28 protein-coding genes and 2 pseudogenes are annotated in these 25,248 nt (G+C 42.3%); 20 read left to right on the plus strand and 10 right to left on the minus strand.

Annotation, left to right across the window (positions count from 1 at the left end; translation table 11 throughout):
- Positions 1 to 566 precede the first annotated feature (566 nt).
- From DZ860_RS22445 to DZ860_RS22520, 15 genes are all read left to right on the plus strand, one after another.
- Positions 567 to 980 (plus strand): hypothetical protein, encoded by a 414-nt coding sequence (locus DZ860_RS22445; protein WP_014386763.1) that lies wholly within the window; start codon positions 567 to 569, stop codon positions 978 to 980.
- A 78-nt stretch (positions 981 to 1,058) separates the two neighbouring features.
- Complete coding sequence (locus DZ860_RS22450; protein WP_014386764.1) at positions 1,059 to 1,520, plus strand: hypothetical protein; 462 nt, start codon at positions 1,059 to 1,061, stop codon at positions 1,518 to 1,520.
- Positions 1,521 to 1,709: 189 nt separating this feature from the next.
- Positions 1,710 to 2,141, plus strand: coding sequence for a hypothetical protein (locus tag DZ860_RS22455; RefSeq protein WP_014386765.1), 432 nt, complete (start codon positions 1,710 to 1,712; stop codon positions 2,139 to 2,141).
- Positions 2,142 to 2,208: 67 nt separating this feature from the next.
- Positions 2,209 to 2,457: a hypothetical protein gene (locus DZ860_RS22460; RefSeq protein WP_014386766.1), complete on the plus strand. Its 249-nt coding sequence runs from the start codon at positions 2,209 to 2,211 to the stop codon at positions 2,455 to 2,457.
- A gap of 116 nt (positions 2,458 to 2,573) precedes the next feature.
- Positions 2,574 to 2,774, plus strand: a complete 201-nt coding sequence (locus DZ860_RS22465; RefSeq protein WP_014386767.1) for a hypothetical protein — start codon at positions 2,574 to 2,576, stop codon at positions 2,772 to 2,774.
- Between the two features lie 358 nt (positions 2,775 to 3,132).
- Positions 3,133 to 3,972 (plus strand): 5'-deoxynucleotidase, encoded by an 840-nt coding sequence (gene yfbR, locus DZ860_RS22470; protein ID WP_014386768.1) that lies wholly within the window; start codon positions 3,133 to 3,135, stop codon positions 3,970 to 3,972.
- Positions 3,969 to 4,202 carry a hypothetical protein gene (locus DZ860_RS22475; RefSeq protein WP_014386769.1) on the plus strand — a complete coding sequence of 78 codons (234 nt, stop codon included), beginning with the start codon at positions 3,969 to 3,971 and terminating at the stop codon, positions 4,200 to 4,202. Before yfbR ends, DZ860_RS22475 begins: the two co-directional genes overlap by 4 nt.
- An 83-nt stretch (positions 4,203 to 4,285) precedes the next feature.
- Positions 4,286 to 4,672 (plus strand): DUF3846 domain-containing protein, encoded by a 387-nt coding sequence (locus DZ860_RS22480; RefSeq protein WP_014386770.1) that lies wholly within the window; start codon positions 4,286 to 4,288, stop codon positions 4,670 to 4,672.
- An 86-nt stretch (positions 4,673 to 4,758) separates the two neighbouring features.
- Positions 4,759 to 5,664 carry a hypothetical protein gene (locus tag DZ860_RS22485; RefSeq protein ID WP_014386771.1) on the plus strand — a complete coding sequence of 302 codons (906 nt, stop codon included), beginning with the start codon at positions 4,759 to 4,761 and terminating at the stop codon, positions 5,662 to 5,664.
- A gap of 82 nt (positions 5,665 to 5,746) precedes the next feature.
- A complete protein-coding gene (locus DZ860_RS22490; protein WP_014386772.1) occupies positions 5,747 to 6,304 on the plus strand; it encodes a hypothetical protein in 558 nt (185 codons plus the stop codon).
- A gap of 219 nt (positions 6,305 to 6,523) precedes the next feature.
- Positions 6,524 to 7,084 (plus strand): hypothetical protein, encoded by a 561-nt coding sequence (locus DZ860_RS22495; RefSeq protein WP_014386773.1) that lies wholly within the window; start codon positions 6,524 to 6,526, stop codon positions 7,082 to 7,084.
- A gap of 149 nt (positions 7,085 to 7,233) precedes the next feature.
- Entirely contained in the window at positions 7,234 to 9,012 is a 1,779-nt protein-coding gene (locus DZ860_RS22500; RefSeq protein ID WP_014386774.1) for a DUF7146 domain-containing protein, read from the plus strand.
- 312 nt (positions 9,013 to 9,324) lie between these two features.
- Positions 9,325 to 9,876: a hypothetical protein gene (locus DZ860_RS22510; RefSeq protein ID WP_032073025.1), complete on the plus strand. Its 552-nt coding sequence runs from the start codon at positions 9,325 to 9,327 to the stop codon at positions 9,874 to 9,876.
- A 77-nt stretch (positions 9,877 to 9,953) separates the two neighbouring features.
- Positions 9,954 to 10,394 carry a hypothetical protein gene (locus DZ860_RS22515; RefSeq protein ID WP_032073026.1) on the plus strand — a complete coding sequence of 147 codons (441 nt, stop codon included), beginning with the start codon at positions 9,954 to 9,956 and terminating at the stop codon, positions 10,392 to 10,394.
- A gap of 372 nt (positions 10,395 to 10,766) precedes the next feature.
- Positions 10,767 to 12,221 carry an LPD1 domain-containing protein gene (locus DZ860_RS22520; RefSeq protein WP_014386778.1) on the plus strand — a complete coding sequence of 485 codons (1,455 nt, stop codon included), beginning with the start codon at positions 10,767 to 10,769 and terminating at the stop codon, positions 12,219 to 12,221.
- A 2-nt stretch (positions 12,222 to 12,223) separates the two neighbouring features.
- Here DZ860_RS22520 and DZ860_RS22525 read toward each other — a convergent pair whose 3' ends face one another.
- The 4 genes from DZ860_RS22525 to DZ860_RS22545 all read right to left on the minus strand — a co-directional run bounded on the left by DZ860_RS22525 (position 12,224) and on the right by DZ860_RS22545 (position 15,722).
- Positions 12,224 to 12,517 carry a helix-turn-helix domain-containing protein gene (locus tag DZ860_RS22525; protein ID WP_014386779.1) on the minus strand — a complete coding sequence of 98 codons (294 nt, stop codon included), beginning with the start codon at positions 12,515 to 12,517 and terminating at the stop codon, positions 12,224 to 12,226.
- Between the two features lie 1,340 nt (positions 12,518 to 13,857).
- A protein-coding gene (locus DZ860_RS22535; protein ID WP_120035460.1) for an IS3 family transposase occupies positions 13,858 to 15,035 on the minus strand; the annotation gives its coding sequence in 2 pieces (ribosomal slippage) (positions 13,858 to 14,768 and positions 14,768 to 15,035; 1,179 coding nt in all).
- A gap of 73 nt (positions 15,036 to 15,108) precedes the next feature.
- On the minus strand, positions 15,109 to 15,378 hold the full coding sequence (locus DZ860_RS22540; protein WP_120035455.1) for a hypothetical protein: 270 nt from the start codon (positions 15,376 to 15,378) through the stop codon (positions 15,109 to 15,111).
- Complete coding sequence (locus DZ860_RS22545; RefSeq protein WP_014386783.1) at positions 15,375 to 15,722, minus strand: hypothetical protein; 348 nt, start codon at positions 15,720 to 15,722, stop codon at positions 15,375 to 15,377. Before DZ860_RS22545 ends, DZ860_RS22540 begins: the two co-directional genes overlap by 4 nt.
- 364 nt (positions 15,723 to 16,086) lie before the next feature.
- Here DZ860_RS22545 and DZ860_RS22550 point away from each other — a divergent pair, with 364 nt between their 5' ends.
- Complete coding sequence (locus tag DZ860_RS22550; protein WP_014386784.1) at positions 16,087 to 17,442, plus strand: SIR2 family NAD-dependent protein deacylase; 1,356 nt, start codon at positions 16,087 to 16,089, stop codon at positions 17,440 to 17,442.
- A 91-nt stretch (positions 17,443 to 17,533) separates the two neighbouring features.
- Here the strand turns inward: DZ860_RS22550 and DZ860_RS22555 are convergent, their stop codons facing one another.
- Together DZ860_RS22555 and DZ860_RS22560 are read right to left on the minus strand one after the other, a co-directional pair.
- Positions 17,534 to 17,992 (minus strand): hypothetical protein, encoded by a 459-nt coding sequence (locus DZ860_RS22555; RefSeq protein WP_014386785.1) that lies wholly within the window; start codon positions 17,990 to 17,992, stop codon positions 17,534 to 17,536.
- A pseudogene (locus tag DZ860_RS22560) lies at positions 17,989 to 18,909 on the minus strand (hypothetical protein); the annotation flags it as partial. The gene DZ860_RS22555 and the pseudogene DZ860_RS22560, both read right to left, overlap by 4 nt.
- A 986-nt stretch (positions 18,910 to 19,895) precedes the next feature.
- Here DZ860_RS22560 and DZ860_RS22575 point away from each other — a divergent pair.
- Genes DZ860_RS22575 through DZ860_RS22585 form a run of 3 tightly spaced genes read left to right on the plus strand, consistent with a single transcriptional unit; the run spans position 19,896 to position 22,260 of the window.
- A complete protein-coding gene (locus DZ860_RS22575) occupies positions 19,896 to 20,444 on the plus strand; it encodes a protein-tyrosine phosphatase family protein (RefSeq protein WP_014386789.1) in 549 nt (182 codons plus the stop codon).
- 57 nt (positions 20,445 to 20,501) lie between these two features.
- Positions 20,502 to 21,470 carry a tyrosine-type recombinase/integrase gene (locus DZ860_RS22580; RefSeq protein ID WP_014386790.1) on the plus strand — a complete coding sequence of 323 codons (969 nt, stop codon included), beginning with the start codon at positions 20,502 to 20,504 and terminating at the stop codon, positions 21,468 to 21,470.
- A gap of 1 nt (position 21,471) precedes the next feature.
- Positions 21,472 to 22,260 (plus strand): hypothetical protein, encoded by a 789-nt coding sequence (locus DZ860_RS22585; RefSeq protein WP_014386791.1) that lies wholly within the window; start codon positions 21,472 to 21,474, stop codon positions 22,258 to 22,260.
- Here DZ860_RS22585 and DZ860_RS22590 read toward each other — a convergent pair.
- Both DZ860_RS22590 and DZ860_RS22595 read right to left on the minus strand, forming a co-directional pair.
- Complete coding sequence (locus DZ860_RS22590) at positions 22,257 to 22,745, minus strand: hypothetical protein (RefSeq protein ID WP_032073030.1); 489 nt, start codon at positions 22,743 to 22,745, stop codon at positions 22,257 to 22,259. The genes DZ860_RS22585 and DZ860_RS22590 overlap by 4 nt on opposite strands.
- A gap of 2 nt (positions 22,746 to 22,747) precedes the next feature.
- Positions 22,748 to 23,692, minus strand: coding sequence for a DNA-binding protein (locus DZ860_RS22595; protein ID WP_014386794.1), 945 nt, complete (start codon positions 23,690 to 23,692; stop codon positions 22,748 to 22,750).
- 265 nt (positions 23,693 to 23,957) lie between these two features.
- On the opposite strand from DZ860_RS22595, the gene DZ860_RS22600 reads away from it, so the two are divergent.
- Complete coding sequence (locus DZ860_RS22600) at positions 23,958 to 24,569, plus strand: DUF2913 family protein (protein ID WP_014386795.1); 612 nt, start codon at positions 23,958 to 23,960, stop codon at positions 24,567 to 24,569.
- A gap of 48 nt (positions 24,570 to 24,617) precedes the next feature.
- Here DZ860_RS22600 and DZ860_RS22605 read toward each other — a convergent pair whose 3' ends face one another.
- Together DZ860_RS22605 and DZ860_RS24830 are read right to left on the minus strand one after the other, a co-directional pair.
- Entirely contained in the window at positions 24,618 to 25,127 is a 510-nt protein-coding gene (locus DZ860_RS22605; protein ID WP_120035458.1) for a nuclease-related domain-containing protein, read from the minus strand.
- A 9-nt stretch (positions 25,128 to 25,136) separates the two neighbouring features.
- A pseudogene (locus tag DZ860_RS24830) lies at positions 25,137 to 25,248 on the minus strand (IS30 family transposase); the annotation flags it as partial.

Here is a 25,248-nt window from a genome sequence, read left to right on the forward strand (position 1 = left end):
AAGCGTCAAAATCAGCCCGATTTACAAAAATTTATGACAACTGCTATAATTTAAGCTCATAAAGAGAAATTATTAACCTAACCCACTGTTAAAATTAGAGTTTGTCGACAGGCGTCAAAATTTAGGTCCTAAAAATTTTCCAAGGGTGGCACTTCATCGTTCGCAACAATGTTTGTATGATCACCACGCCAGTATCAACGCCTTGTATGTCTTGGGAGCTTGCAGATCTTCCCAAAGACTATAAAGGTGAACTACAAGTCGGCATGTCAATTGTCTGATACCTATTAACACAAACCCACAGGGGGAACTGACGCCCTGTGCGGCACAGCTCCCTCTCTAACTCTGGAGAGAGAAATGACTAAATTAAACCGATATGCACTACGAAGCGCGGTAGAGAAGATCGACGGATACTATCTGCCCCGCCCACACGAGCGCAACAAGACTGATGCTTTTGAGCGAGCTAAGCACGATTGCTTAGCAGCCTTACGCCAACAGATTCAAAAGATTGAGTCTATAACGTTTGAACAGTTCACCAGTAAAGATTCGCGCAAGTAGGGAGTAGTGTCATGACAGAAGTGAATAAAACAGAGCGTACTCCAGAGCAAATTGAACTGATCTGGAAGCACACTCATAAAGATATGAAAGGCGTCTCAAATGGTGTGAAAACCATCGTCTACCCAGCTCCTTATAGCTGTCTCGGAACGGTCGAAGACCTGCCTGAGGATGCGTACCAGGACAAGCTACGCTATGCCCGGTACAAGGAATGCTGTGAGAAACGAGATGAGAAGCTGCGGCCAATCATGGTGGAGCATGGTGTCATCGAGCACTTCGATAGCACAATGCAATGGCGTGACGAGCTCGACGACGTCGCGGTGTTTGCTGGATTTACTCTACAGGGTGAAGCTCTGGAAGCTCTGCTGACGGACGTCAAAGCTGCTGACATTACATATCCCAAAACAGCCGGGCTCAAGTACCTTTGATCTGGCATGTAAATTAACCCCAGGGGGAACAAGCGCCCTCTGGGTACTTGTTTTCCCACAACTAAAAGGTGAAGGAAAATGAAAGCATTAACCAGCCAAGAACTAAATATGGCTTTGGCCGCGTTACGTTGGATGCAGGAGACGATGGAGCAATCGAACCCAAAGGAATTGTCTGATTTCTTTGCAAGACTTCCTCATTTTACTGACGAAAAGCCGTTGAGCGGAGAAGAGATCGACACGCTATGCGAAAAGATGTACTCGCTTGACAAACCAGCCTTGCAAACTGATATAACCGATCTGGTCGATGGGTTAGGTGATAAAGTCTCGGCCTCGGTTGAGATAGGCAATATCGGTGGTGAGCTTTTGCTAAGTGCTAAAGGCTACTCAGATTGCAACTCTGAGGATAACGTTGGATTTCCATTGTTGATAGAAAACAACGCTGGAAATCTCCAATTGCGGGTTTGGGCTGATATAAATAAAGAAGATCCGACGCATGTGATCTCCTTACAAGGAGCAAAGAATGAGATGCGTCAGGAGTAATGCTCAATGAGCGGTAAGTGTGGGAATATCCCCGCACTTTCCCAAGCATCCTAGAGCAGGATTCTTCGGAAAGTGCCTTTGGCGCTTATGTGCGATAGCTGGTCGCCAAAAACAAACAGTACTTATTGTAACCCGCGTGGGGATAGTCCCTGCCGGGGGCTATCTCCATTCAACATGGAGATGACAATTATGAAAATTGAATCTGTAGTTCGTCTTCCAATGGAAGATTCAGGTTTAGGTCACAATATCGTCCGGTTAAATAACCGAAACGTAGACTCAAAGAGAAAAGATCCTAATCGTTTCTTTCGACGTGAGCCAGTAGTGATCTATAACCCCGATAACGGCACAAAAGTAATTCGATATGTAATGGGCAACCCAGGAACAATGTCGATTACCAAAAATGCTGTTGGTCTTGATTACGATGCCGTTGATGCTCTTGGAGTGAAATTTAAAGAAGAGGTATCACTGGAAATGCGGAGAGCTCGCTGGTGGGAAATTTACCAGTGGTTCTGGTTCCACCCTGACTTCTCTATTCGCTTATCAATCCGTCTTGGAGTGGTAGGCGCATTACTCGGCATTCTTGGTTTTTTCACTGGGATCACTCCCATCATTTTAGGCTAACGCCTATCCAAAAGCTCAGAAGCTCCAGAAGGGTGCTTCTGAGCCCACTCTAGAAGGAAATAAGCTTATGTATCAATACGATCATAAAAAACGAAATATTATTGTATCGGTTTTGACTGTTGTGGGTAGTTTGTGTGTTTTGGTGCCGCTTTTGGTCGCCATTTCGTTTGACTGGCCCCCGTTACTTACCGATATGGCCGCATGGTTTGAGAATGCAAAACAATATGCAGTAGCGCAGTTCTGGGGGCTCGTATTTGGAGTGCCTTGTTTATACATTGCATATCGCATTTATAATTGGCTGCCGATCATTCCTTAATATTTCAATATCAAACCCACGGGGGTGTATGTCCCTGTGGGGGCGTGCGCCCTCCATACTTTTTACGGAGGATACTATGCAACATCAACTTGACATGCTTGCGTCAGTTTGTGCTGATGAAACACCCGTTATTCATTCGCGCTGCAAATATTGCCAAATTTGGCGGTTCAGCAGCAAAAGTAGTGATCACTAAGCACGGTGGAGAGCTGTATGTGATCAAACACTGGCTGATGTCTGATGTGTGGGATTTTTTATTAAGCTCGGGAGCCGATGCTAAATACCCCTTACCAAGTTATATACGAGGGGGGGTACATTAAACTCCAACCTGATGTGATTAGTGGCTTAGTAAACAAAAACCCCGGCATTTTTGCTGGGTTTTTTTACTTATGAGAACCAAACGCCCTAAAAGGGCAAATAGACGTTTCGTGAACCATTTGGATTGGCGATAGACTAAAAAAAATGTCGGCTTTGCTGACGTTGAAAGGTAGCTGGCCTACAAGCAGCAACTACATTCTGAATGGAATACATTCCATCAGAAATCTGATTAAATATTTCGGTGTCAGGCCGAAAATACACCTCAAGAACAGTCCACAAGGACTCTCACAACTTAACCCACATGGGTACACGGGACCTATGTGGTAACTGTGTACCCTTCAAACTTCATTGGAGGATACTATGTCAAATTCAAACTATGGATTCCTAGCACTTGCTTTGCGTCAACGATTGATAAAACGCTGGTCACTGATGCATTCAGTACAGCCTGAATCAGTCTTGGAGCATAGTGCTACCGTTACGTTGCTTGCTCTTCTCGCTGGTCATGTCGCAAACCAAAAGGGGAACAAGGTCGATCTTGCCAAAATGCTTTCCCACGCAGCACTACATGATGTAGCCGAAGTTCTCTGTCAGGATGTTGTGACGCCAGTAAAAAAGGCTAATGACACTTTGGCGAGGGAGTTCGAGCGACTTGAAAAAGCTGCTGAGGAGCAGTTAATTCACACGCTACCTTTGGAGCTTCAAGGTGCAGTCGCGGAAGCATTTGCCCCAGGTGGCTATGAACAGCAACTGGTGAAAGCCTGCGATACCTACGCTGCATATATCAAGTGCAAACTTGAAGTGGCAGCTGGCAATGCGCTGGAGTTCCAAGATGCTCTCGACAAGATGATTGGCGTTGTATCTCAGTTGAAATCTGATTTCCCTGAGATCGAAGCAATAGATCAATGGTTCGGTGCTGGACTTAACTTGTCAGTAGATAAATTGCTGTCATGTAGCGATGACGAAGGTTGCTACATCAAATTTGTTACTGATCAGCGTCCGGGAGAGCCAGATATTCTTGCTGGAAATGAACAATCAGATCTTATTCTGACAGATCTCGAAGGCAAAGAGCTCAAACGAATCAAGCCAACTGCACCTTGGACTCATGAAACACTTTCCATGTTAACCATCTCTTCGGAATGGGCCCGTATGGGAGTTGAGGCATACCTTGGAAAGCAGTGGGTTGGGAGTACCGAAGTATGAATAATAATGACTTCAAACTAGTACAAAGAAATACAGATGAATGGGACAAAATGTGGAACGAATTGGCCCAACATCCATTAAATAATGGCGACGCGGTTTGTGAAGAGTCAGTTACTGGAGAGTGCTGGCAATACATGGGTACGCAAGGTGGTAAGCACAATTTTCGCCACCGCTGTCACCCTAAAACAGGTTGCCGCCAATACCTAGATATCGACGCTGTGACCGTATAAGTAAACCAATCTTTAAACCCTAACGGGGCATCAAAGCCCCTTTGGGGCCTTGGTGTCCCTCAATGACATATTTGGAGGATTCCATGTCAATTTGTGATGAAGCAATGTCTAAGGCCACTAACAAAGGCTATTTAATAACCGCAGAAGGCTGCACTCCAGTCGATATTCCAAAAGAAGACGGATTACAAACTATGTATAAGCTAATCGGCTGTAGCATGGTCCAGAGCTTTGATTGGGAGCTATCGAATGGAAAAACAGTCAGTCTTTATCTTGATGAAGAAGGACTGTTCAGTAGCGGTATCAAGCTCGGTTGTATATTACATGGTGCAGATTCACCTGTTGTAGGCAACATCATCGTGCTGGGTACTCCAGATTACAGCGATGGTGAAGGTTATGACACTTCTGCACCGGAAGACTTTGAAGAGCATCAGTTGATCGCTCGGAAAGGTCTTTTGGACATCTGTGCTTAACTATTAAATCCGAAATCATTAAAACCCTAAGGGGGCACCAATCCCTTAGGGGGAGGTGTCTCCTCAAAAAAAACAAGGAGATAGCTATGATTAAAACTCATTTCAATAACCAACTGAAAAAACTTGGCTACCCAGAAGGTCTGACAATCGAGTACAGCCTTAGTTACTGTCAAGGTGATGGTATGAGTTTCTATGGAAACCTCGATGAGGATGATATAGAGAAGCTTATGCTGCGAATTTATGACCCAAATACAGCAGGTGAAAACGCCGTACTTCGCGTAAAAAACCTTTTGGTTCGTAAAGAAGCATTATCTATGTTGGAAATATTAAGGGAAGCAGATATAGGATGTTGCAGAATGTCGATTGAGCGAAACTCTCATGGGCATCGGTACAGCCACTATAACTGCATGGATCTTTTTCATGAAGTCGATTTTGAAAGTTTCTCTGAGGAGCATTTTGAAGCGATTCGTGCCGCTGGTCTGGTAACAGGTGAAGTGACTGATGAGCACATCACTAGATGGCAAAGCATTTGGAACGACTTTGTGGGTCGTCTCGAACATGACATCAAATCTACATCCCAACAGCTTGAAGCCGAAGGCTATGCGCTGGTGGAAGGTACGCCATACGAAGAAGTTGTTTCCTGGGAGTTTAATACAGCTGACTACACAGTCCAGCTTAAAGAGCATCCCGAGCATGACTTTGATATTGGATGCTGGGACGAAGAGTTAGCATTACAAACAATACAGGATATTGTTGATGGTAAGCAGCGCTATCTGAGGTTGGAAGCTAAGATCCTCGACCGAGAGACGGAAGAGGAACTAGCATCTGAATCTATAGGTGGCCTGGTTATAGATGTTAATGACAGAAGTTATGGAAGTTACCGCCGCGAATTGGTCAGTAATGCCATAGCAGAAGTTCGTAAAATACAGCTCAAAAATGCTATATCAGAACATCATCAAATGCAGGAATCGTTAGTTCGTAAAGCGGCCTAACATTTTTACTTAACCCTAGAGGGGGGCTTGCTCCCCTTGTGGGGCAACCCCCTTCGATTTAAATAATTGAAGGAGAAACACTATGGGATTTTTTAGCTGGAAAACGTGTGATTCAAAAGAAAGCATCTCGAATGTATATTCTGGACGTCAAGTTCGCACTGTTTACTTACTACAACCTCATGGTCAGAAACCATTACAGGAAAATGCTTACGAGGGCTATGGAATATTTGGTGGAGTCAACGCCCATGTCTGGCTGGCAAAAGCAAACTTAGATAAGAACATTGCATCTGGAATGGATGACGAAACTTTGCGGATCATAGGGGTTTATCTGAGCTGTGGCTTTGATTTTTACCGAGATAAGAACAAGCAAGTTTATGCTTGTTCAGACAAGGTGATGGTGATAGAAGCTCTTGGCTTGTTTGACTTCCCGATTGTAAAGATAAATGGTTATGATGAAATGTTCACCGTCGATGGAGTATCTGGCACAATGGAACAGCATGAATGGAATGGACGTTTAACAAAGCAAACTCCGCCTTCAATTGCTTATCCTCTGAAATTTTCGTTTAACGAAAATGCGCGATATGAAGCCTATTCGGCATCAGAGTCGTGTGACAAGCAAGGATATTTCTACGATGATTAACAGTGAGGGGCGAAAGCCCCCACTTTCCCTTAGGTGTTATAGAGCACCTAACGGAAAGTGACGAATTCTACTCTCATTGAGAGTGAAGACGCGATAGCTGGTCGCTAAAAACAAACAGCATTCAATTTAAGTGAAAGTTCTCTTTCACCCTTCATAACCCAGTCGGGTACACCAACCCGACATGGGCCAGGTGTACCTGCAAACTGTAGGAGTACACCTATGTCTAACATTGCAATTCTGCAACATCTGCAACAACGTATGCTTGAAATTTCGAATGCGGAAAAACTACCTCTCCATTTCAAATCTAATTTGGAGATTGATGGTAAAGAGCTCGAACGTTTCAAAAGCAATCCAAGCGGTAAATTCGTTTGGTTACTGCGTCCTTCTGGAACTCAAATCGTTCCGGTCGGACTTGGCGTTAATCCCGTTCATATAACGTATTGGATCTGGTCAGAACAAGGACCAGAAACCAAAGCGTTTGTCGTGGATATCAACGCTGGCACCATAGAGAAGATTACTCATGAACAAGCAGAGAGCCTCATTATGATGCCTCCTTGCAAAATCTCTACTCTAATGAGTAAAGAAGAAGTAATCGAGAAAGTAGCTTACGTTCTCCGCGAAGGCGTAAACAGTAAGATTTGGGGAGCTTTTAACCCTCCATCTCTTGATGATTACGCTAAGTGGAATTGGATCGACTGGCTAACTTACTTCAAATCATCAGGTAATCACCTGATGCAATCCTTCTTGGGTAAGGCCATACGCAGAGTTAATGGTCAATAGCCCAAAATCAAACCCCAGCCGGGGAGAGCATCTCCGGTAGGGGAGCCTCCTTGGCTATTTTTTCCCGGTGTCGGGGTTTCCCTAAAGCCCCTGATACGGGGGGACTTAGGGAAGCCTCGATGTCGGGGTTTCAGCTAAGGAGAAACACTATGGATAACTCATATTTCTATAAAGCAGACGAAGTTCGTAGCCTCGCTAAGGGTCAATGGCTTTTCATTTTGGCGCATTTAATGCCTGAACTGGAACCAGCACTCAAAAAAGCGGGAAAGTCCCATGTTACATGTCCGTTTCATGGTGGAAAAAAAGACTTCCGTATGTTCAAAGATGCTCACGAAACAGGTGGTGCTATTTGTTCTTGCGGTTCTTGGCATGATGGCTTTGAGCTATTAAACCAAGCAAGAGGGTGGGATTTTACTGAATGCCTACAGCAAGTTGGTGACTTGTTGATGGCTCCAAAGCATTTCAAGCGTCAGCAAAGCTCCAATAATACAAGTTCACCGCGCCGAGCACAGCAATCTGCTCCGGCAAAAGTGAATAACACCAAATACGATCCAAATCGTCGCCCTAAGTATCAGGGCACTTTAATTGCTCACGGTCAAGCTCCTTACCAGGACGACCCGATAAATGAACCAAGCTATTTTGCTTACATTCGTTTATCAACGGGCAATGAACGTAAGATTTGGGGCGTTGATCTAGAAAGAGCAATCGGAGAATGCGGTGCTGTATATGGTGATGAAGTCACTCTCACAAATTTGGGACGTGAAGCTGTTACCGTAATGCAGCCTGTATTTGAAGAAGGCACTGGAGAGATCATTGGTGAGAAACCAGTTCAAACACATCGCAATACGTGGTTGGTTGAAGTGAAAACTAAGAGTGTTCGTACTGCTAAACCAGAGTCTGTAGCGCAGGCAAAGGTTTCAAACAGCAGCTATGTCTCTCACTCTGCTCCTGGTTCTTATAACGAAGAGTCATGGGCTGATTCAAATGTTCCGACAGAACAACATGAGGATAATCATTCTTCATGTAGCCCTGTTGAGCATCACCAAGAAGCCGTAGTTGAACAAGAACATTCAGAAAGCAAGGTTGTTCCGCTCTTTGCTGAGCAGTCAAAGCCTTGGTTGATGGAACTTCAAGAGGAAATGCAAAAGAGAGCTCAACGCGAACGTGTTTACAATGCTCGCCTTTGTGAAAAAATTGAGAAGATCTGGAATGAATGTTTGCCCTTTAACTGTGCAGCAGCTGAGCCGTTACGTGCCTATTTCGTCAATCGCAAACTTTTGTTTGCACATGATGTAGTAGAACAGACAGACAGCCTGCGATTCCACCCAAGTATGTCCTATTACGATGAAGATGGTAATGAGGTTGGAAAATTTCCAGCCGCAGTACAAGCCATCCGAGACGCGAAAGGAAACTTGGTTACTTTACATCGTACATATCTGACCAAAAGTGGTAAGAAGGCCAAAGTAGAATGCGCTAAAAAGATGATGCCTGTTCCTGATGGATTGAGTGTCACTGGCGGTGCAGTTCGCTTAGGTATGCCAACAGAAGGAGTATTAGGTTTGGCAGAAGGCTTGGAAACAGCATTGTCTGGGTTCCGTGCTACTCACATCCCTACATGGTCCACAGTGAATGCTACTCTTTTGGAAAACTTTGAAGTTCCAGACGAGTTAGACATCCACACTGTCGTTATCTTTGCAGATAAGGATAAGTCGCTAACAGGGGAACGCTCCGCAAATGTGCTGAAATCTAAGCTTGAAAAGCAAGGATATACAGTTCATGTGCTGTTACCTAAGCTGCCCATTCCACCTCGTGCAAAAGGTATAGATTGGAACGATGTCCTGGTAACTCAAGGACAGATGGGATTCCCGCCGATTAGTACACTCCGCGAGTTTATTGCGCGTAGGGCAGGTGCTTATGGGCGTGTATAACCTAGCAGAAGTAAACACTGAGCCAGGTAACGAAGCTACTTGTCCCTTCTCACCTCCTTTGGGGTGGGAAGGTGATGAGAGCGCCTATCTAGAATTGATGCGTCAACGTTACAAAGACAGAAACTTCAACCAATTAATAATTGGAACTGTCTGGTGTTCAAAAAAAATGGACATACATTACTCTGGGCCGTTTGCAGAACAGGCAGCTCAGATTGTTAATAAACTCCGGTAGCATTTTAGCTACCGGACCATCTAATTACTGAGGGGAACCAAACCTGATGGGTCTGTTCGTCTCACCAAAGGAGAATAACTATGGATATGCCGCAACATCTTCGAAACCCAATGGTAGTTGAAGATGCAATGAAAAAAGCTGAGCCGCTTGCAAAGCAAATGGGGCTTAGTTCTATACCTGACGACATGCTTGAGTTGATCTGTCCGAACTTAACTTTCGCAGGACAATTCACGCCAGGGCTTTACGCAAGATTTCAGAGTGTGAAGCAACTACTGAAATCACTATCGGAACAACACAAACCTAAGCATGGCCATATTGTGAATTTAACGACACAATATGCGAGTTACGAAGAAGCAGTCTTGCTTTTACGTGAAGGTGAAATCAGAGGTGAGAATTTGATAGCTTCTGTGGGTGGAAAAAACCTAGATGATTTCGATATGCGAGATTATGGCATAGCGATGCATGTTGGCTGCGGTGGACCATTTAACCCCATTACTGATAAGCATATTCAAACACTATTCGAGTTCGATATGTTTGAGACTACTTATAACTTTTGGGGAGCTTATTGTGGTAATGGAATGATTGAAGTTACTGTTCCAATGAAGCGATGGTTTTTAACTTTGAATGAATAAATATTAATTTTTCAGTTTAACCCTGGAGGGAGATGTGCCCTCTAGGGGCTCTCTCCTTAAAAACTAAGGAGATAACAATGATTAAGTATATTTTTAACACTTCATTAAGGCAGGAAGTGATTATTGATACCGATAGCAATATTGATGGATATCAATACCACTATATTAATGTTGTTGAACACATTGCTTCTGGTGGAGAGGTTCAAAGGTTTTATCAGGCTGTCGTTGTAAAAAAAACTAGTAGTCTTACTTACCACGATAGTTTTGCTACAGACTGGTTTTTGATTAAAAACAATAAACTTTATGTTTGTACTGATGAAAATGGGGAATGTCTTGTTGAATATAGCTCTGAGCATGAAGGCGAAACATTGCCCCTGACTCCTTTTTCCCGAATTGAAATATGTGTAAATAAGAAGGACTCGGCAATTGGATACGCCGTAGCTGAGTTCGCAAAAAGTGTTATAGACAGGGTATTCAATGTCAATGTTGCAAGTATCCCTGTCGTTAACCTGGGATAGTTCAAAAGCGCAGGGGGAAACCCCTCGCTTTCCTAAGCATCCTAAACAGGTTTCTTAGGAAAGTGCCTTGAGCGCTGATGTGCGATAGCTGGTCGCCATAAATAAACAGCATTAATTCACTTTTTATAACCCACGAGGGTACATCACCCTCTTGGGGTTGGTGTACCCATTTGAAAGGAGTACACCATATGAACCAAGCACTTCAATTGAACCCAACTCAAGTACGCGAACAAGCATCGGTAAGAAGGCTGGATTTTTAAGGCTTTGTTCATGCATTATAAATCTGCCGAGATTGGGCATTTCCGCGTTAGTTAACTAAGTGTTCTCTGGTGTATAAGTGTAATTCTATAGTAGAACCAAGAGTCTTATTATATGGGCAAGTTAGACGACACCGGAGAGTATTTACCTTTTGCAAAGAAGCATTTGGTATTAGGGAAAGATAACGGCGACACAAACATTAGCCTTAAATCAATTTGGCCGGAACCTAATTGGCAAGAATTGTGTGATGATGGTCTGTCAGTTGAAGTATGCGCATATTTATCGGTTTACTATTCTGGTTGGAGGAATAACCCCCGTCCAGCTCAGCCATCTGTCAGTCAAGAGCAATGGACAAACGCATACGAAAAATCACTACTTGTTTTGCAAGAGTTGTTTGAAAACGTAGCTGACAATGATGATGTAAAGTTGCTACCGGAACGATTTCGGAGTCGGATGGGTATCCCTAAGAAAACTGGTAGGCAACATATTAGAGATGTTTACCCATTGTACGCTGTTGGTAGAGGTGAAAATAGAACCTACAAAACTCCGTTTGCCTTGACGCTACGACAATCATCTTTAATTCATTTGCTGCCAAAATTAGGGTGGCCTTATACAATCAAGCCATACAATGTTGACCTATTTCCGGTGGCCTTCGAGGGGGGATTCTACCGACTGTGCTCGATACAAGGAAAACGGTTTGTATATAAAGAAACAGAAGAGTTCCCTAACAAATTCAAAAGTGAAACGGATGCTATAAATGCATTACGTTGTCACATGAATTTAGATGTATCGCCCTATATCCCCAGAAAGAAAATCGAAACGATAAGAAACATACAGCTCAGCTATGATGTTACACCAGAACAATTCATAAACACGTTCAATTTTAGAGGAGTTCAGTTTGGGAGCTCTATGCCAGACAAAGAACGTCAACTGTTTGTAAACAATAGCTTTTATGCATTCAAGGTATTAGCTCATATATTAGAGATACCAGACGGATGGATAGGGCTTGGAGGACAACTTGGCATAGCTTTCGGCGCAAGGGGGCAGGGGAAAGCAAGCGCCCATTATGAGCCAGACCTAAATATCATCAATTTGACTCGGCGGAGTGGACCTGGTGCAATTTCTCACGAGTGGTTCCACGGAGTTGATGCTCTTCTGGCAAGGTCTAGAGGATATGAGGGTAAATTGATCAGTGAGTTTATTACTGGCGTAGACATGGAAAACGCACCTGATAAGTTCAGGAAAAACATTCTCCTTATGAGGAATATCATTACTAAGCAACTTTGCTCTGGTACTAAGTATTTCAATCAATCACAGAAACTGGCAGGCCAGAAGGGAGCGCGAAAATACTGGATAGAAAGAAGCGAGATGTTAGCCAGGGCTTTTGAAGCTTTTGTCCAGGACTCACTTATAAGCAAAGGAATAAGTTGTGATTGGCTTGTTATGGACACTTTACTTTCAGATGTGCCTAAAGAACATCATGACAAGCATCCTTACCCGCAAGGCGATGAACGCAAGAATTTAAACTACTCGATGTTTAATCTAATGAAAGGGATTTGGAGTAATTAGGTTTAGCTTCTTGATAAAAAGTAGTCGAGTAGAGCACCTTTTCTAATCTCCTTTTTTTTAAACTGATCAAGCATATAGAAAAAATCAACATGATCGATACCATACAAGTCAAGGAGAGCTAATGCATCAAATAGGTCAATCCCAGTATGACCATTTTCGAACTTGGAAATGAAAGATTGGTTAACACCGATATGGTTGGCCGCGTCAGCCTGAGATAAGTTGCTTTTTTTCCGAAGCTCCTTAAACAGGTCACAGACAAATAAATATTCACTTCCTCCTTTCTGATAGAAATTCACAAAACACCTTGAAAATTATCTAGTCCACGAGTTACGCATGAACATGCGCGTCAACGAAGCGACAAAATTGGATTTCTCTTGATCATTCATCCGGGAAAAGTTGGCAAGATACATTTCCCGTTGAGTTACGATTGTCATTAGATTTGCCTCTAGCGGAGATGATGAGTCAATCAATAACTGAATGCGTTCAGGGATCTCCTCGGCAGTGCTAATGTCAAAATTTGTATTGTTTAACAAGAACATGCTGTTTCACCCATAAGAACCCCGTAGGATTATACACCCAAAGGTCAATTATTCCGAGTGGAATAATTCGCAAGACTTTAGCCGAAAACCAACCGGATTGGCTGGTGGTGAAATATGCAACCTGAGGGAGGACTTTTTTGTCGCCACAAGCCAATGTTCTCGCATAATAAAGTTTGTACATAACGGGACAGTAAATCAGTTAGTTGCGGTAGTTGGTACAATATAGTTTGTACACTAATAGGAGTAATCGGTTTGCTGCACCCTTTAGTTCTGTCTGCACCTTGCGGTAAGTCATACCTCTAACACCATGTTTTAGTTGGCCTTAATAACTACTGTACAAACTTTATTATCCCAATCTTGGCTTTGTGTACAAACTTTCTGGCCTCTGTACGAACTACCAACACAAGTGGGTTCTGAAATAAATCTGGAAAGGTTTGAGTGGTAAGGCTTGTTAGCTTTTTCCAGAAAAATATCGATTCTTGGCCATTTTTCTAAAAATGGAGCACTGATGATACCACTTTCCAGAAAACTGACTAAGGGAATACGATTATTTTTGCCTTTAACAGTTTTTACGCGATACCGTTATCGGACATAGTTATCAGCCCATAAGATACTGTAATTATTCTCAATGCAATAATCCAACATATCTTCGAAGGTATGGATGTGCTTTCGAGTCATGTCTGAATGTATGTTTTTGAGTATAATTACTCCATTATCAATGCTAATTGCCTTGTGCGGGTTAGTTACCACGCTGTCAATGTGAGCAAATTCAACCTTAGCGTTGTTATCAATGCATTCGCCAGTAAATTCGCACTGTGTGATTTTATAGTGTTCAATTCGGGATTTTTTTAGTTGTGGTCGATATCGCTCCACTTCATCAGCGTATAAATTATGATAATCGCGTAGCGTTGGATGATAAATTAAGTACTCTACCAACTGATGTACGTATCGGAGGTACAGGTTTTGCCGTTGATTTCTCCGTGAAGAAATGTGAATTCTCGCCTCAATCAATGCTTTAAAGTCAAAGCCAGATATGCACCTATCTCCATTTATCGTATGACTTCGGGTAGGTGAGACTAACCTGCCATATGAAGTGGTCAAGTAAAACTGGCCACAGTTTTATAAGGGAACCAGAACTGTCGTTCTGACTCATTTGGTGTCAATCCACCGTTATATTGATGTGGACGATGCTGATTGTAATAGCCAACTAGGTAATCAGTTATTGCTTGCTGTGCCTCTGTAAAACTTCTATAGCCATTCTTTGGTACCCATTCCGTTTTTAAACTCCTGAACACTCGCTCCATAGGACTATTATCCCAACAGTTCCCTCGACGACTCATACTTTGAGTGATTCGATATCTCCATAGCAACTGACGATATTTTTTACTCGTATAGTGGCAACCTTGATCCGAGTGGAACATGACTCCAGACGGCTTTCCACGGCTCTCATAGGCTATGGTCAATGCCTTGCCAGTCAATGCGCTATCTGGTGAGTTAGACATTGCCCAGCCGATGACCTTTCGTGCGAACAAGTCAATAACCACTGCTAGATACGACCATTTCTGTCCCGTCCAGATGTAGGTCACATCGCCGCACCAAACTTGATTTGGTTCGGTTACCGCGAACTGGCGATTTAACCGGTTAGGTATATGTGCATGTTCCTGCTGTGCTTTTTTGTACGTATGTTCTGGTAGTTGGCAACTGACTAACTCTAGCTCTTTCATCAACTTACTCGCACGGTAACGACTGAGAGGAATGCCTCTTGTCGTCACTATGTCAGCAATAGTTCTCGCACCAGCAGAGCCATTGCTCAGCTCGTAAGCTCTGCGAACTTCGGCACGAACAAGCACACGCTCTGAAGACAGAGATTTATCTCTGTTCTCCCAATAACGATAGCTACTACGATGAACCCCGAACACTTCGCAAAGCCGTTTTACTGCATAGCTCTTCTTGAGTTTCTCGATTATCGAGAACCGTTCAGGGAGTCTGACATCAAGAGAGCCGTAGCCTTTTTTAGAATTTCCTTTTCTTCTTCAATGCGTTTGATTTTTCTTTTAAGGTCTCGAATTTCTCTTTGCTCTGGTGTTAGTGCTGATGCGTTTGGAGCTTTACCCGATCTTTCCGCCTTGAGCTGCCTTACCCAGCTTTCTAACGTGGTTTTTCCTATTCCCATAGCTTCGCAGGTTTCTTTATAGGAACGTCCCTGGTCAAGCACTAGCTGAGCGCATTCAAGTTTAAATTCTGGGTTAAAAGAGCGTCTTTGACTCTTAGTCATAATGTCACCTGTTCTAGTATCGAGATGATCATACATCACCTCTTAATCAGGTGGCCAAATTAACTATGCCACTTCAATAGCCATTGCGTATCATGGAATGTTCTGCTCCAGAATTGCCAGTACGCAACAAGATATTTATCTTATCGATGTTAATGAAAAGTTCGCCAGCATTACTCGTTCTTGTCGAGTCTAAGAAAGCATTTCGAATACTGGTCAATGTGCCTTTATCTAAGCTGTCGATCAATGCTGAGGCTAAACGGTGCTGTTCATGCAACTCCTCTGAGGTGATACCCAGTGAATTCAGGTATTGATATCTGATCTCGGGTGGATTAAATGAACTCATCCCAATTTCCCCAAAGTCAGTTGAGCAAATGCTGTCTTGATGTTTTGAGTTACTTCCTTTGCATCAATCCCCATCTCGGCAAGCTCTTCGCTTTTAGACTCATGAAATAAGGCTAAATGTAGTTTTCTCAGGTCGCGTGCTCTTGATATATCTTTCTGGTGAATGGGTCGAAACTGTAAGTGTGTATCGTAGATATTGGTTTGATACTCGCAGAGTTGCGAATAATAAAACGCTAATTCATGCAACCGACTTTGAAAGTAACGAGTATTTGGCCCGTCGCTGATGATCGCTTGCTTTAGTTTTTCTTGCATACCTGTTTTGGATATGGGTTGAGTGTTGCTCAAAACCGCCCCCTATAACTTCAAGTTGATGATTGTCTGATTTTACAACGCTGGAATCGATAAGATGTTACGATTTGCAAGGTTCAATTTTCCCCTTTTAATCAATTGATTGTTTTGGTTTTCGTAAGAGGGGAGTAAGTTTACCTTAGCACTTTCCAGAACTGTGTCTATGCAATAATTAGTGACATATAAAAGAGTCTGTTTTATGCCTTATGTTGCTTATTTTTTCTTTTTAGTATTTGACTGTCTAAATCTACAGATTATGTGCTTGTCAAAATACTGTCTATAGCGTCAGAATGGTTGAATATAAACTACAAGCATATCTGTCTAAGAGGGCTTAGGTAAGTGCAATTTGAGAGGGAGATCGATGATTTACGAGCAATATAAAGAGTCTGTTAAAGCAGACATCGAAGCCTGTATGGAAAATTTACAAGTGCAGCCCATTTTGTTTGTTGGCTCAGGCATGTCTCAGAGGTATTTTGATGCCCCTTGCTGGGATACTCTAATGCTTGATTTAGCTGAGCGTTGCCCTCTTATCACAAAGCGCTTTGCTTATTATCAGCAGCAGTACGCCAAGGATAATACAAAAATTGCATCTGTTTTTGCTGACACTTATTCAGAGTGGGCTTGGGAGGATGGGCAAGATAAGTTTCCCAATGAGATGTTTGAACCTGAAGTAACTAAAGATAGTTATATCAAGTATGAAGTGGCTTCTTATATCAATGGTTTAGCTGACAAGTTTGATGTTAAAGCTAATGCTTATAGAGATGAAATTGAATCACTTAGAAAGGTTAAGCCCCACTCTATTATTACAACAAATTACGATGATGCCTTAGAGAAAATTTTTCCTGACTATCATAAAGTTGTTGGACAAGAGATAGTGAGAGCCAATTATACTTCTTACGGTGAAATTCTCAAAATGCATGGCTGTTCATCTCAATATGAAACGATTGTTCTTACAGCCGAAGACTATACTGACTTCAATAAGCGGAAAAAGTATTTAAGTGCTAAATTATTGACTTACTTCGCAGAACACCCACTCTTTTTCTTTGGTTATAGCGCTACAGATACCAACATTAAAGGTATTTTGTCAGATATCGACGAGATCCTTGCGCCTAATGGTGAGTTAATACCAAACATCTATATGGTGTGTTTTGAACCAGATTCAGAGAATAAGCGCGATCTTCCAACAGAACAACTAGTTACTATTGATGCGACGAGAAGCGTTCGACTAAAGGTTATTTATGCTTCTGGCTTCAAGTGGATTTTTGATGCTTTGTCATCTTGCACTCCTGAGATAACGGTAAACCCGCGGCTTATCCGTTCCTTGCTTGCTCGGACGTATCAGCTAGCAAACTCAGATCTACCTAAGCAGGAATTGCCCTTTAACTTTAAAATGCTTCAGGATATTGAGGAAAACTCTGAGAAATTACCAACTTTATTTGGAATAACCCACCTTACTGATGTTCAGGCATTAAACGCTAATTTTGATTACACTTTGACTGATGTTGCTAAGGCTTTGGGGGGGAGTTATTGGAACCACGCAGAGCAACTGCTCAATAAGATATGGGAGGATAAAGGAGTCAACATTAAAAACTCTGATAATAATTACCATCTCTCGATAAAAACGGGAGCAAAGTCCATGACTCACAAATACTCGCAAAATGCCGTAGATTTGCTTCAAAAAGTCCAAAATGGCGAAGAGTATAATTTAGATTTGTAAATGTTTTTTGTATGACCTGCGCAACCTAAGTAAAATCTTCTAAACCCTTTGGAAGTTCAGGTCATAAGCATTAAAGTCATGCAGATGAAGGCTACTTTATTTGTATAATTTTCGTCTTTTTCAGTTCAGCCAATTGTGCTCTAAGGTTGGTGTTTTCAAACTCTAACTCTTCTTTATCACTAAGAGCTTTAACGAGTCTGTCATTCAGATGATGCTGAGCTGCTGCAAAGTCTGCTAATTGCTGCCTAACGGTATCATACTTCTCTTTGTAGTTTTGCTTGATACGCTTTTGTTCGTTTAGCTTGGTGCGTACAGTCTGGATCTCTGGTTGGACTATTTCACCTTTGCCTGTCGCAATTTCAGCTTTGGTCTGTTTAACCTTCTCAACAAAATCAGGGTAGTAATAGCCACTGCCATTACCCAAATTCGCCTCTTCCTCGACAGCTCTAACACTAAGTTTACGGTGAGCGGGAATACGTTTAGGTTTTCCTTGTTTAATGCGCTCTAGAGCTGCCTCTAATACTAATAGTGTATTTTCGCTCTTGCTCATAAGTTAGCTACCTCCAAATCAGGTTCAAAAGGGGTAAAGGACATATCAAAGTCAGCCATGACTTTCTCTGCGGCTCTTACTTGAGTGACATAGTGGCTATGTTCACTTACCGAAATTTCTTCGCCAGATTCCATGTAAGCAACTAGACTGCGGTGCTTTTTCTGCCACCACTTAGCCTGCTGCTCGTCAATGATGCTACTTCCAGAGCCACAATCAACACAGAACTGGGGAGTGACCACACCGTCCATATCGCAATCATAACCAGATTTGCAATAGCTGTGCATTGAACCATGCAGTGTCAATTTGCCATCCTTTACTGCTTTATAGATAACGTCCCATGAGCTATAAATGGTCGGCACATCCCCTCGCATTTTCATGATTGCTTTGCCATGAGTCCCTGATAGCGTTTCATCAGAATGCCACTGTCTAAAGATTTTATTCGCGGTGGTTTCTGCATTGATTTCATCGAGTGCCTTTTGCACTTTCTCGTCCACTTTCAGGTCCCGTAGGCTCGCAAGTTTGCCACCATTGGTGTACCACTCGGTCATCGAGAGGTAGAGGTGCTTAAATTGTTGTTTGAGCGCAACCAAAGTACCTAGACGGTTTTTGATGCAGTAAAAAGCCAAGGTACGCCTAAACTGATGGGGTGTCATGTGCCATGGTTTTCCAACAATTACATCTTTTTTTACACGACTTGGTGAGCGAGGATTCGACTCAAGGCATTCAACGAAATCCTCTTCGGTTACAATGAAATTAAACTGATTACAAAAACGCTGTAGTCGGTGATTCCAGCCTGTAATCAATGTTGGGGGCTTGGAGCGGTATGCTTTATTTACCCAAATGGAGTCTTTGTATTTTTTATCTGGGTAAGTGGTTTCTTTGCGCCATTCTTCAGTTAATGTGGTCACAAACTTTATTGTTCCAAGACAGCCAATAACTGGTGTAATATTAACCTTAAATTCTCTACTTACGAAAATGTACCTTTTCCAAAGTAGAGCTTGTAAAATTTAAAGGTCGAATAGTTTGCGACTCACTTTTCGCGCACGAGGGGCATAAAGTCACGTATAAGCACCTTTTTGAGTGGATAAAAGGAACGATAGCCGTCCTATTCTAAAACCATGATATACCGGGTGGTTTAGCAGTGGCGTTATCCATTTTGGCGAACTCTATTCTACATAGAGTTGTATGTTGGCAAACTTTATTTTACCTACACACTTTTATTTTCATATTTCGGCACAACAAGGTACGGAGGCGGAAAATCGTGGATTTAACTGAAATGGCACTAGTAGCAGCAGTACTTTCAACTCTTGGTTTTGCAGTTACCCTTATACGGCATGTCTTGTTTAAAAGGGAGTTCTATAAACTAAAAGAGGACATGAAAAAACATACTCTTGAGCACGGTGTTAACGAGGAGCTATGGATTTTATTTGTTACGCGGTCACGGAAGATGCTTAGGTTCTGGAGGTAACATATGCTAAATAAAACAAAGTTTGAAAAAGTTCTAAGTAGAGTGATCAACAAAAACAGCGCTCGTTGCTCAAAGTGCAAGCGAATGTTTACTCAGCCATGTCATACCTTTGGTGGTCTCGATGCAGAGGGCAAAGTTCATAATGTAGCTCTATGCTGTAGAGACTATATTGTAGACATGCGCCATTATGGTGTTTATACAACCCTTCCAGTTAATACAGCAGAAGGTGAACGCCAGGCCAAAGAACTATTAGATTCCCACCCCAAAGACGCAAGCAGGTATTGACTGTTCTAGTGAAACAGCGAGCAAAACCAAGATTGCACCAAACGAACAAAGAGTAAAAGTAATTAAAAAACAGCCAGATACAAAGCTGTTCTAACAAAACAAAGACAAAATTCCCTTTATTGTCCCAAAAGAACACTCGAAGAGAAGCCAATGTGTAACGGAAAAGTTATTTTTGTTAGCCAGAGAGAGGCTGAGACTATTCACCCAGAGCCCGGAGTAGCAATGATTTCTATCACCGATCCGGGAAAACCTTTAGCTGAACTAGGTTCCTGGGAGCTGATATACAGAGATTCTTTTTTTGATGGAGGCTATAGTGAAGACGCTATCCACATCCATAAAGATGAGTTTCGAATGCGCTATTGTTCTTATATTGATTCAGAACAGGCAGAGAAACTAAAAAATTTCATATCTCAACTAATCTCTTCTGGAGTGAATAAAATCTACGTTCACTGCTATTTTGGTCGTTCACGCAGTGGAGCTGTTGCTAAATACCTGGTGGATCAGTTCGGTTTTGAAAGCAATAAACCAATTGAGAGCCCAAATATGACTGTATATAAATTGCTATGTAATCCAGTACGGTTTGAACCCTTGATCCAGCAATATGAACAAGCTGCTAAAGCTCCTAAAGAAGAAAAGCAACCAACAATATCCCAGAAGTTCGTAGATTTATTGATGGTAGCTTTAGGGCTTAAAAAATAATCAGTGAATGTGGCCCCTACTCTCGATACAACGTGCATGAAAAGAAGAGAAACCAACATGGAATATCACGCTAACAACATAATAACTGCGGAACAACAAGGAGAGCTGATCACCGCAGAACAGATTAAGAGCAGTATAAAAACTAACGCGGCATCAGCCTATTTACTTAGTCTCCGCTCAAAGCTTAGCCGTCAAAAAATGGGTTACTTCCTGAATAATGTAGCCAAAATGACGGGCAACCAAAGCATGTTTCATTGTGACTGGGGGACAATGAGACGCCACCATGTCCAGGGTATTATTGACTTGCTTATTGATGCAGGAAGAGCTCCAGACACCATTAACACCTATCTTGCTGGGTTAAAAGGCGTCGCTCTTGAAGCATGGACAATGAAGCAGATTGATATGGAAAGTTATCACCATATCAAGCAAATAAAGAATGTGCGTGGCGAAAGAATTCCCAAAGGGAGAGCGCTAGAACGTCATGAAGTTGCCCAGCTTTTCAAAGTGTGTGATGAAGACTCACGATGTAAAGGAGTTAGAGATAGTGCAATTTTTGGGGTGCTTTTAGGCTGCGGTTTAAGGAGAGGTGAAATAGTGGCCCTAGATCTAGGCCATATAAATTGGCGAGAACAAGCAATTACAGTTATGGGTAAAGGTAATAAAGAACGATTGGCCTTTATGCCCGACGGAACGCTTAGAAGATTAAAATTGTGGGTTAATGATGTTCGAGGTGAACAGCCTGGGCCTCTTTTTCCAAGAATTCGACGACATGATGATGTACAAGACAGTCGAATGACAGATCAGGCAATCTACGAAATCTTGAGAACTCGACGAATGGAAGCTGGGTTAGAGCATTGCTCTCCTCATGATTTGCGTCGGACTTACGCGAACGACTTATTGGAAACTGGCGTTGATATCATGACCTTAAAGGATATGATGGGACATGCTAGCGTTACTACCACTCAAAGGTATATTCGCATCAAAGATGAGCAAATGCGAAATGCAAGTAAGAGGTTGGTAATTTAACATGCTCGTATCATTTCTGACATGGTTTTTAGTTGGTTTGCAGCCCATTGTGCTGGTGGTCATTATTCAAAACCTTATTGGAAAGTTGTTAACCCCTATTGCGCTTCGCAATAAAGCCAGCCGGGGGGTGTACTTAGCTACAGCAGCTATTGGAGTGCCTATTCATGAACTCAGTCATGCTATTGCGGCGTTCCTTTTTCGGCACCGAATAACCAAAATAAAGTTTTTTGAATACACAGCTGGGCATGGCCGCTTGGGATACGTCGAGCATCAATGGAACGTGTTGTCACCGTTGCAAAATGTCGGGCTTTTCTTTATTGGTATTGCTCCTTTGATAGGAGCTGGTGCAGTCATATACTTAACTACAAAGCTAATGCTTCCAGGCTTATTGGATACGCTGGCTTGGCGCATAGTAGAAATTCCTATGGGAATAACGGGCGATCCAGTCAAAGATGCTTTCTATGCTGTGCAGTACGGCATTTCTGGTGCTGGTATTGCGATTCTTTCCGTGAGCTCGGAGCCTCAGTTCTGGCTCTGGATGCTGATCAGCAGCGTTGTGGCGTTTCACTCGACACCAAGCAAAGCTGATATGCAGAGCGCATGGAAGGGAGCGATAGCCGTAGGAGTGTTATTAACGGGGATTGTCTTCATTTTCGAGGCTTATTATCCACTAACCGAAATGGTGGTTGGTTATTGGCTTTACAGTGTATCTATTATGTCTGCCACAATTGTATTTTCTATGCCTTGGTGGGTAATATTGCTGATGATCGCTATGGTTTCAAAACGCTAGCTCTCTGTTTTTTTAGCTGTTCTCTCAAGCAAAGCGCTTTGGCGGAGTATTGCCAACACATCAGCAACCGTCATTTTCCATCCCATAGCAAGACGTCGAATGATAAACGAACCTAATTCAGTACGTTCTTGCGGATTAAACAAACACTGTTTAACCTGCCCTGCTTCTGATAAGGATAGTGAAATCCCTTCGGGTCCATTATGTTGTAATTTGAAACCTTTGTTACGCTTAGAACCGTGATAAGCCCCCTCAGATAAACGAGCAAGGCCGAACAGTACCTGAGTAAAGCTGGTAAGCTCATACCTTGTCAACTGGACGGAAATTTTTTCCTGCCAGTTTGCATCAGTGCCAAGAAGTGGCGCAATCTCGATTGTGACCGAAGGATATTCATCCTTTTGGGTCTCTGTATACTGGAACTGAACTACAACACGCTGGTGTTTGTTATAGATTTTAAAAGCTTCACCAAACAATTTAGTTTCGCTCATAACTAATCTTTCACCTCAAGTTGCGACAATTTTTTCTTTGTACTGATATGAGCTTTGCGTTCGGAATTCAAATCAGATTCAAGTTTGCTTTTTGCTTTTGAAGTGGCCGCGTGAGCTGCTTTTTCGGTATCGAGAGCTTCGCTAATTGTCTCCAGTCGCCCCAACCCTTTCTCTGATTGCATAAGCCGCTCTTGAAGATGGTTAACTCTATCCTGAGTTGTTTGATGCGATTCTTTCTCTGCTTTTAAAGATTCACGGAGTGCTTCATTTTGAGCACTTATAGTCGCGTTTTGTGTTTCTGCTTGGGTGAGTTTTTCGCGGATATCTTTTAACTCAGAGCGTAGTTGTTCACGGTTAGATTGAGCCTCTTCTACCAGCTTACTGCTGTCCTCAAGACGCATCTCCGCTTTGGCTAAGTCTGTGGTTAATCGGTCAATCTGAGTTCGATGTTCAACAATCACCCTACTCTTTTCTTCTAGTTGATCACGCAGTGTCTGTTCAGTAGTAGTCCAAGATGATTTGGCCGCTGCATGTTGTTCGCTATGTTCCTGTGCCAACTGTTCTTTCTTTTGAACTTCAAATTGAAGGCGCTCTATTTTGCTTTCAGCATCAGCTAAGGCAGAAAGAGCCTCTGCTTCGGAACTTTTAGCAGCACGTAGCGTTTCTTCAAAGCGAGATTCAATAGCAGTTTGAAACCTGCCCATCTCTTTCATAAATGAGTCAGCAAATGCATCACTGAATCCCATTGATTCCATTAAATGAGCCTGGGATGCTTCGAGCTCTTCACGCCACTGCCTAACAAAGCCTAGAGCCGTTCCTTTGGAACCTCTGCCAAGTTCTGCGATCACTCGATTGCCGCTTATCTTTTCTCCGGAAGCATGTAGACGGTCACAGACACCTTTTACGTCTGAATAAGTCAATGCAGGACTTTGTTGCCGCTTTTCCATAATCATTTCTCTTCAAAAAAATCAAGTATACCGTCAATAGTATGCCAAATACGGTACAGTTACAAACAAGTGTACCTTTAATACGTTAGAATTGAATGGCGGTACAGTTTGATTGTTTTGCATCTAGATAAATAATCATAACAGACTGATATTTAAGGATGTTATTATGGTTTAAATCGAGAATGAACAGGTTGTAAGGTGTACCGATTACTGTACTTTCGGTACACCAGTTCTAAACCAACTCTTTAAGTGCGAGGTGTGATAAATGAGAAGAAAAAGAGGTGATTATCCACAATTGGTAAATGACTTAGTAATCAATACATTGTTACACCTTTATATGGAATGTAGCGATACACGTCGGTTTGTGCCTCTCCACCAGCGAAATGCGATTGTTATGCGTTATCTGAAATCCTTACTCAAAAAAGCAGCATACAAGGAGACAAGAAAAGATATTAAAGCTCTTATTTACGCTGGGCAGAAAGGTGACAAGTTGGAAGAGCAATTGTGGAGGCTCAAATCTCTTGTTAATAATTATGGCAATGATGTTGAAAAGTTTTACGGATTCCTCAACTTAATTGAGAGTACGTTAGCTATTTACAGTGAGTTATTTAAAGAAAATACTGCTGTCGTTTCGAATAGAGTTTATTTGTTAGCTGATCACATTGATAATGGCTTTGACGATAATGGGAGGCAAGTAGCCCCAATTGCTCTATCTGTGAACTCTTCAAAATGGAAGCAAATACCAGCGTTGGCCGAAGAACATGGTCATTTCTATATTGAGATTCTTGATAGTGATGAGAGTAAAGCAAACCTTTATGTTCACCCTGCCGCAATGAAAAGAGCCGTTCACAAAGAACATGAAAAGGAGTGTGACTGATGGCAGTGTAGGATGCAAACCGCTACTACACTGCCCTGAGTGCTAAGTTCAAGCACGATGTTTAGCTTTGAGGTTTTTCACATGCTTAAAGTTAGTTTTAAGCCCCTTTTCTAAACGTGCAGACTCTAGACTCTCATAAACACTATTAATGTCGATAAAAGAGCTTTCCTTGGATTGTTCATAAATATAATCTGCGGCCTTCCAACCGGATGTGAATAGTAGCTTTGGTGTGTTTTTACTCCTCCATTCGCACTCACCTACCATAACTACAATCGAGTAGAACGCTTCCTGGGGAATGCTAGGCAAAAGAGATTGAATTGCTTTCACATGCTTATAGTTTTGTCTGAACGGATTTTGAAACTTGTAGCTACGTTTAAATATCTTTTGAGTCCAAAATTGATCTGATTCCTTGCCATAAATCCAGCCTTTATAATGTTTTGTTTCAACGACAAATATTCCAGCTGGGGAAATAACAACATGGTCCACCTGAGTAGTATCTCCATCGGAAACTTCAAGAGTAACATCATCAAGCCCGAATTCAACTGCGAAGTGCGACACTCTCCAATATCAAGCAGCCAATGTCATTTCTTTAAAGACAATCGCTGGTTGCTTGAAGTCTAAACACTTTTTCGGTCGATAATTTATCCGTGATACAGCGAATTCAATATCGCTGTCTGTT

This window comes from Vibrio sinensis, assembly GCF_003605645.1.
Classification (GTDB): Bacteria; Pseudomonadota; Gammaproteobacteria; order Enterobacterales; family Vibrionaceae; genus Vibrio; species Vibrio sinensis.

Excerpts from the sequence above, each read along its gene's own strand:
- DZ860_RS22555 (WP_014386785.1), bottom strand. The coding sequence starts at position 17,992 with ATGAGCAAGAGCGAAAATACACTATTAGTATTAGAGGCAGCTCTAGAG.
- DZ860_RS22455 (WP_014386765.1), top strand. The coding sequence starts at position 1,710 with ATGAAAATTGAATCTGTAGTTCGTCTTCCAATGGAAGATTCAGGTTTA.
- DZ860_RS22515 (WP_032073026.1), top strand. The coding sequence starts at position 9,954 with ATGATTAAGTATATTTTTAACACTTCATTAAGGCAGGAAGTGATTATT.
- DZ860_RS22575 (WP_014386789.1), top strand. The coding sequence starts at position 19,896 with ATGTGTAACGGAAAAGTTATTTTTGTTAGCCAGAGAGAGGCTGAGACT.
- DZ860_RS22510 (WP_032073025.1), top strand. The coding sequence starts at position 9,325 with ATGGATATGCCGCAACATCTTCGAAACCCAATGGTAGTTGAAGATGCA.
- DZ860_RS22485 (WP_014386771.1), top strand. The coding sequence starts at position 4,759 with ATGATTAAAACTCATTTCAATAACCAACTGAAAAAACTTGGCTACCCA.
- yfbR (WP_014386768.1), top strand. The coding sequence starts at position 3,133 with ATGTCAAATTCAAACTATGGATTCCTAGCACTTGCTTTGCGTCAACGA.
- DZ860_RS22550 (WP_014386784.1), top strand. The coding sequence starts at position 16,087 with ATGATTTACGAGCAATATAAAGAGTCTGTTAAAGCAGACATCGAAGCC.
- DZ860_RS22475 (WP_014386769.1), top strand. The coding sequence starts at position 3,969 with ATGAATAATAATGACTTCAAACTAGTACAAAGAAATACAGATGAATGG.
- DZ860_RS22495 (WP_014386773.1), top strand. The coding sequence starts at position 6,524 with ATGTCTAACATTGCAATTCTGCAACATCTGCAACAACGTATGCTTGAA.
- DZ860_RS22460 (WP_014386766.1), top strand. The coding sequence starts at position 2,209 with ATGTATCAATACGATCATAAAAAACGAAATATTATTGTATCGGTTTTG.
- DZ860_RS22580 (WP_014386790.1), top strand. The coding sequence starts at position 20,502 with ATGGAATATCACGCTAACAACATAATAACTGCGGAACAACAAGGAGAG.
- DZ860_RS22445 (WP_014386763.1), top strand. The coding sequence starts at position 567 with ATGACAGAAGTGAATAAAACAGAGCGTACTCCAGAGCAAATTGAACTG.
- DZ860_RS22450 (WP_014386764.1), top strand. The coding sequence starts at position 1,059 with ATGAAAGCATTAACCAGCCAAGAACTAAATATGGCTTTGGCCGCGTTA.
- DZ860_RS22500 (WP_014386774.1), top strand. The coding sequence starts at position 7,234 with ATGGATAACTCATATTTCTATAAAGCAGACGAAGTTCGTAGCCTCGCT.
- DZ860_RS22595 (WP_014386794.1), bottom strand. The coding sequence starts at position 23,692 with ATGGAAAAGCGGCAACAAAGTCCTGCATTGACTTATTCAGACGTAAAA.
- DZ860_RS22520 (WP_014386778.1), top strand. The coding sequence starts at position 10,767 with ATGGGCAAGTTAGACGACACCGGAGAGTATTTACCTTTTGCAAAGAAG.
- DZ860_RS22480 (WP_014386770.1), top strand. The coding sequence starts at position 4,286 with ATGTCAATTTGTGATGAAGCAATGTCTAAGGCCACTAACAAAGGCTAT.
- DZ860_RS22600 (WP_014386795.1), top strand. The coding sequence starts at position 23,958 with ATGAGAAGAAAAAGAGGTGATTATCCACAATTGGTAAATGACTTAGTA.
- DZ860_RS22590 (WP_032073030.1), bottom strand. The coding sequence starts at position 22,745 with ATGAGCGAAACTAAATTGTTTGGTGAAGCTTTTAAAATCTATAACAAA.
- DZ860_RS22585 (WP_014386791.1), top strand. The coding sequence starts at position 21,472 with ATGCTCGTATCATTTCTGACATGGTTTTTAGTTGGTTTGCAGCCCATT.
- DZ860_RS22540 (WP_120035455.1), bottom strand. The coding sequence starts at position 15,378 with ATGAGTTCATTTAATCCACCCGAGATCAGATATCAATACCTGAATTCA.
- DZ860_RS22490 (WP_014386772.1), top strand. The coding sequence starts at position 5,747 with ATGGGATTTTTTAGCTGGAAAACGTGTGATTCAAAAGAAAGCATCTCG.
- DZ860_RS22465 (WP_014386767.1), top strand. The coding sequence starts at position 2,574 with ATGAAACACCCGTTATTCATTCGCGCTGCAAATATTGCCAAATTTGGC.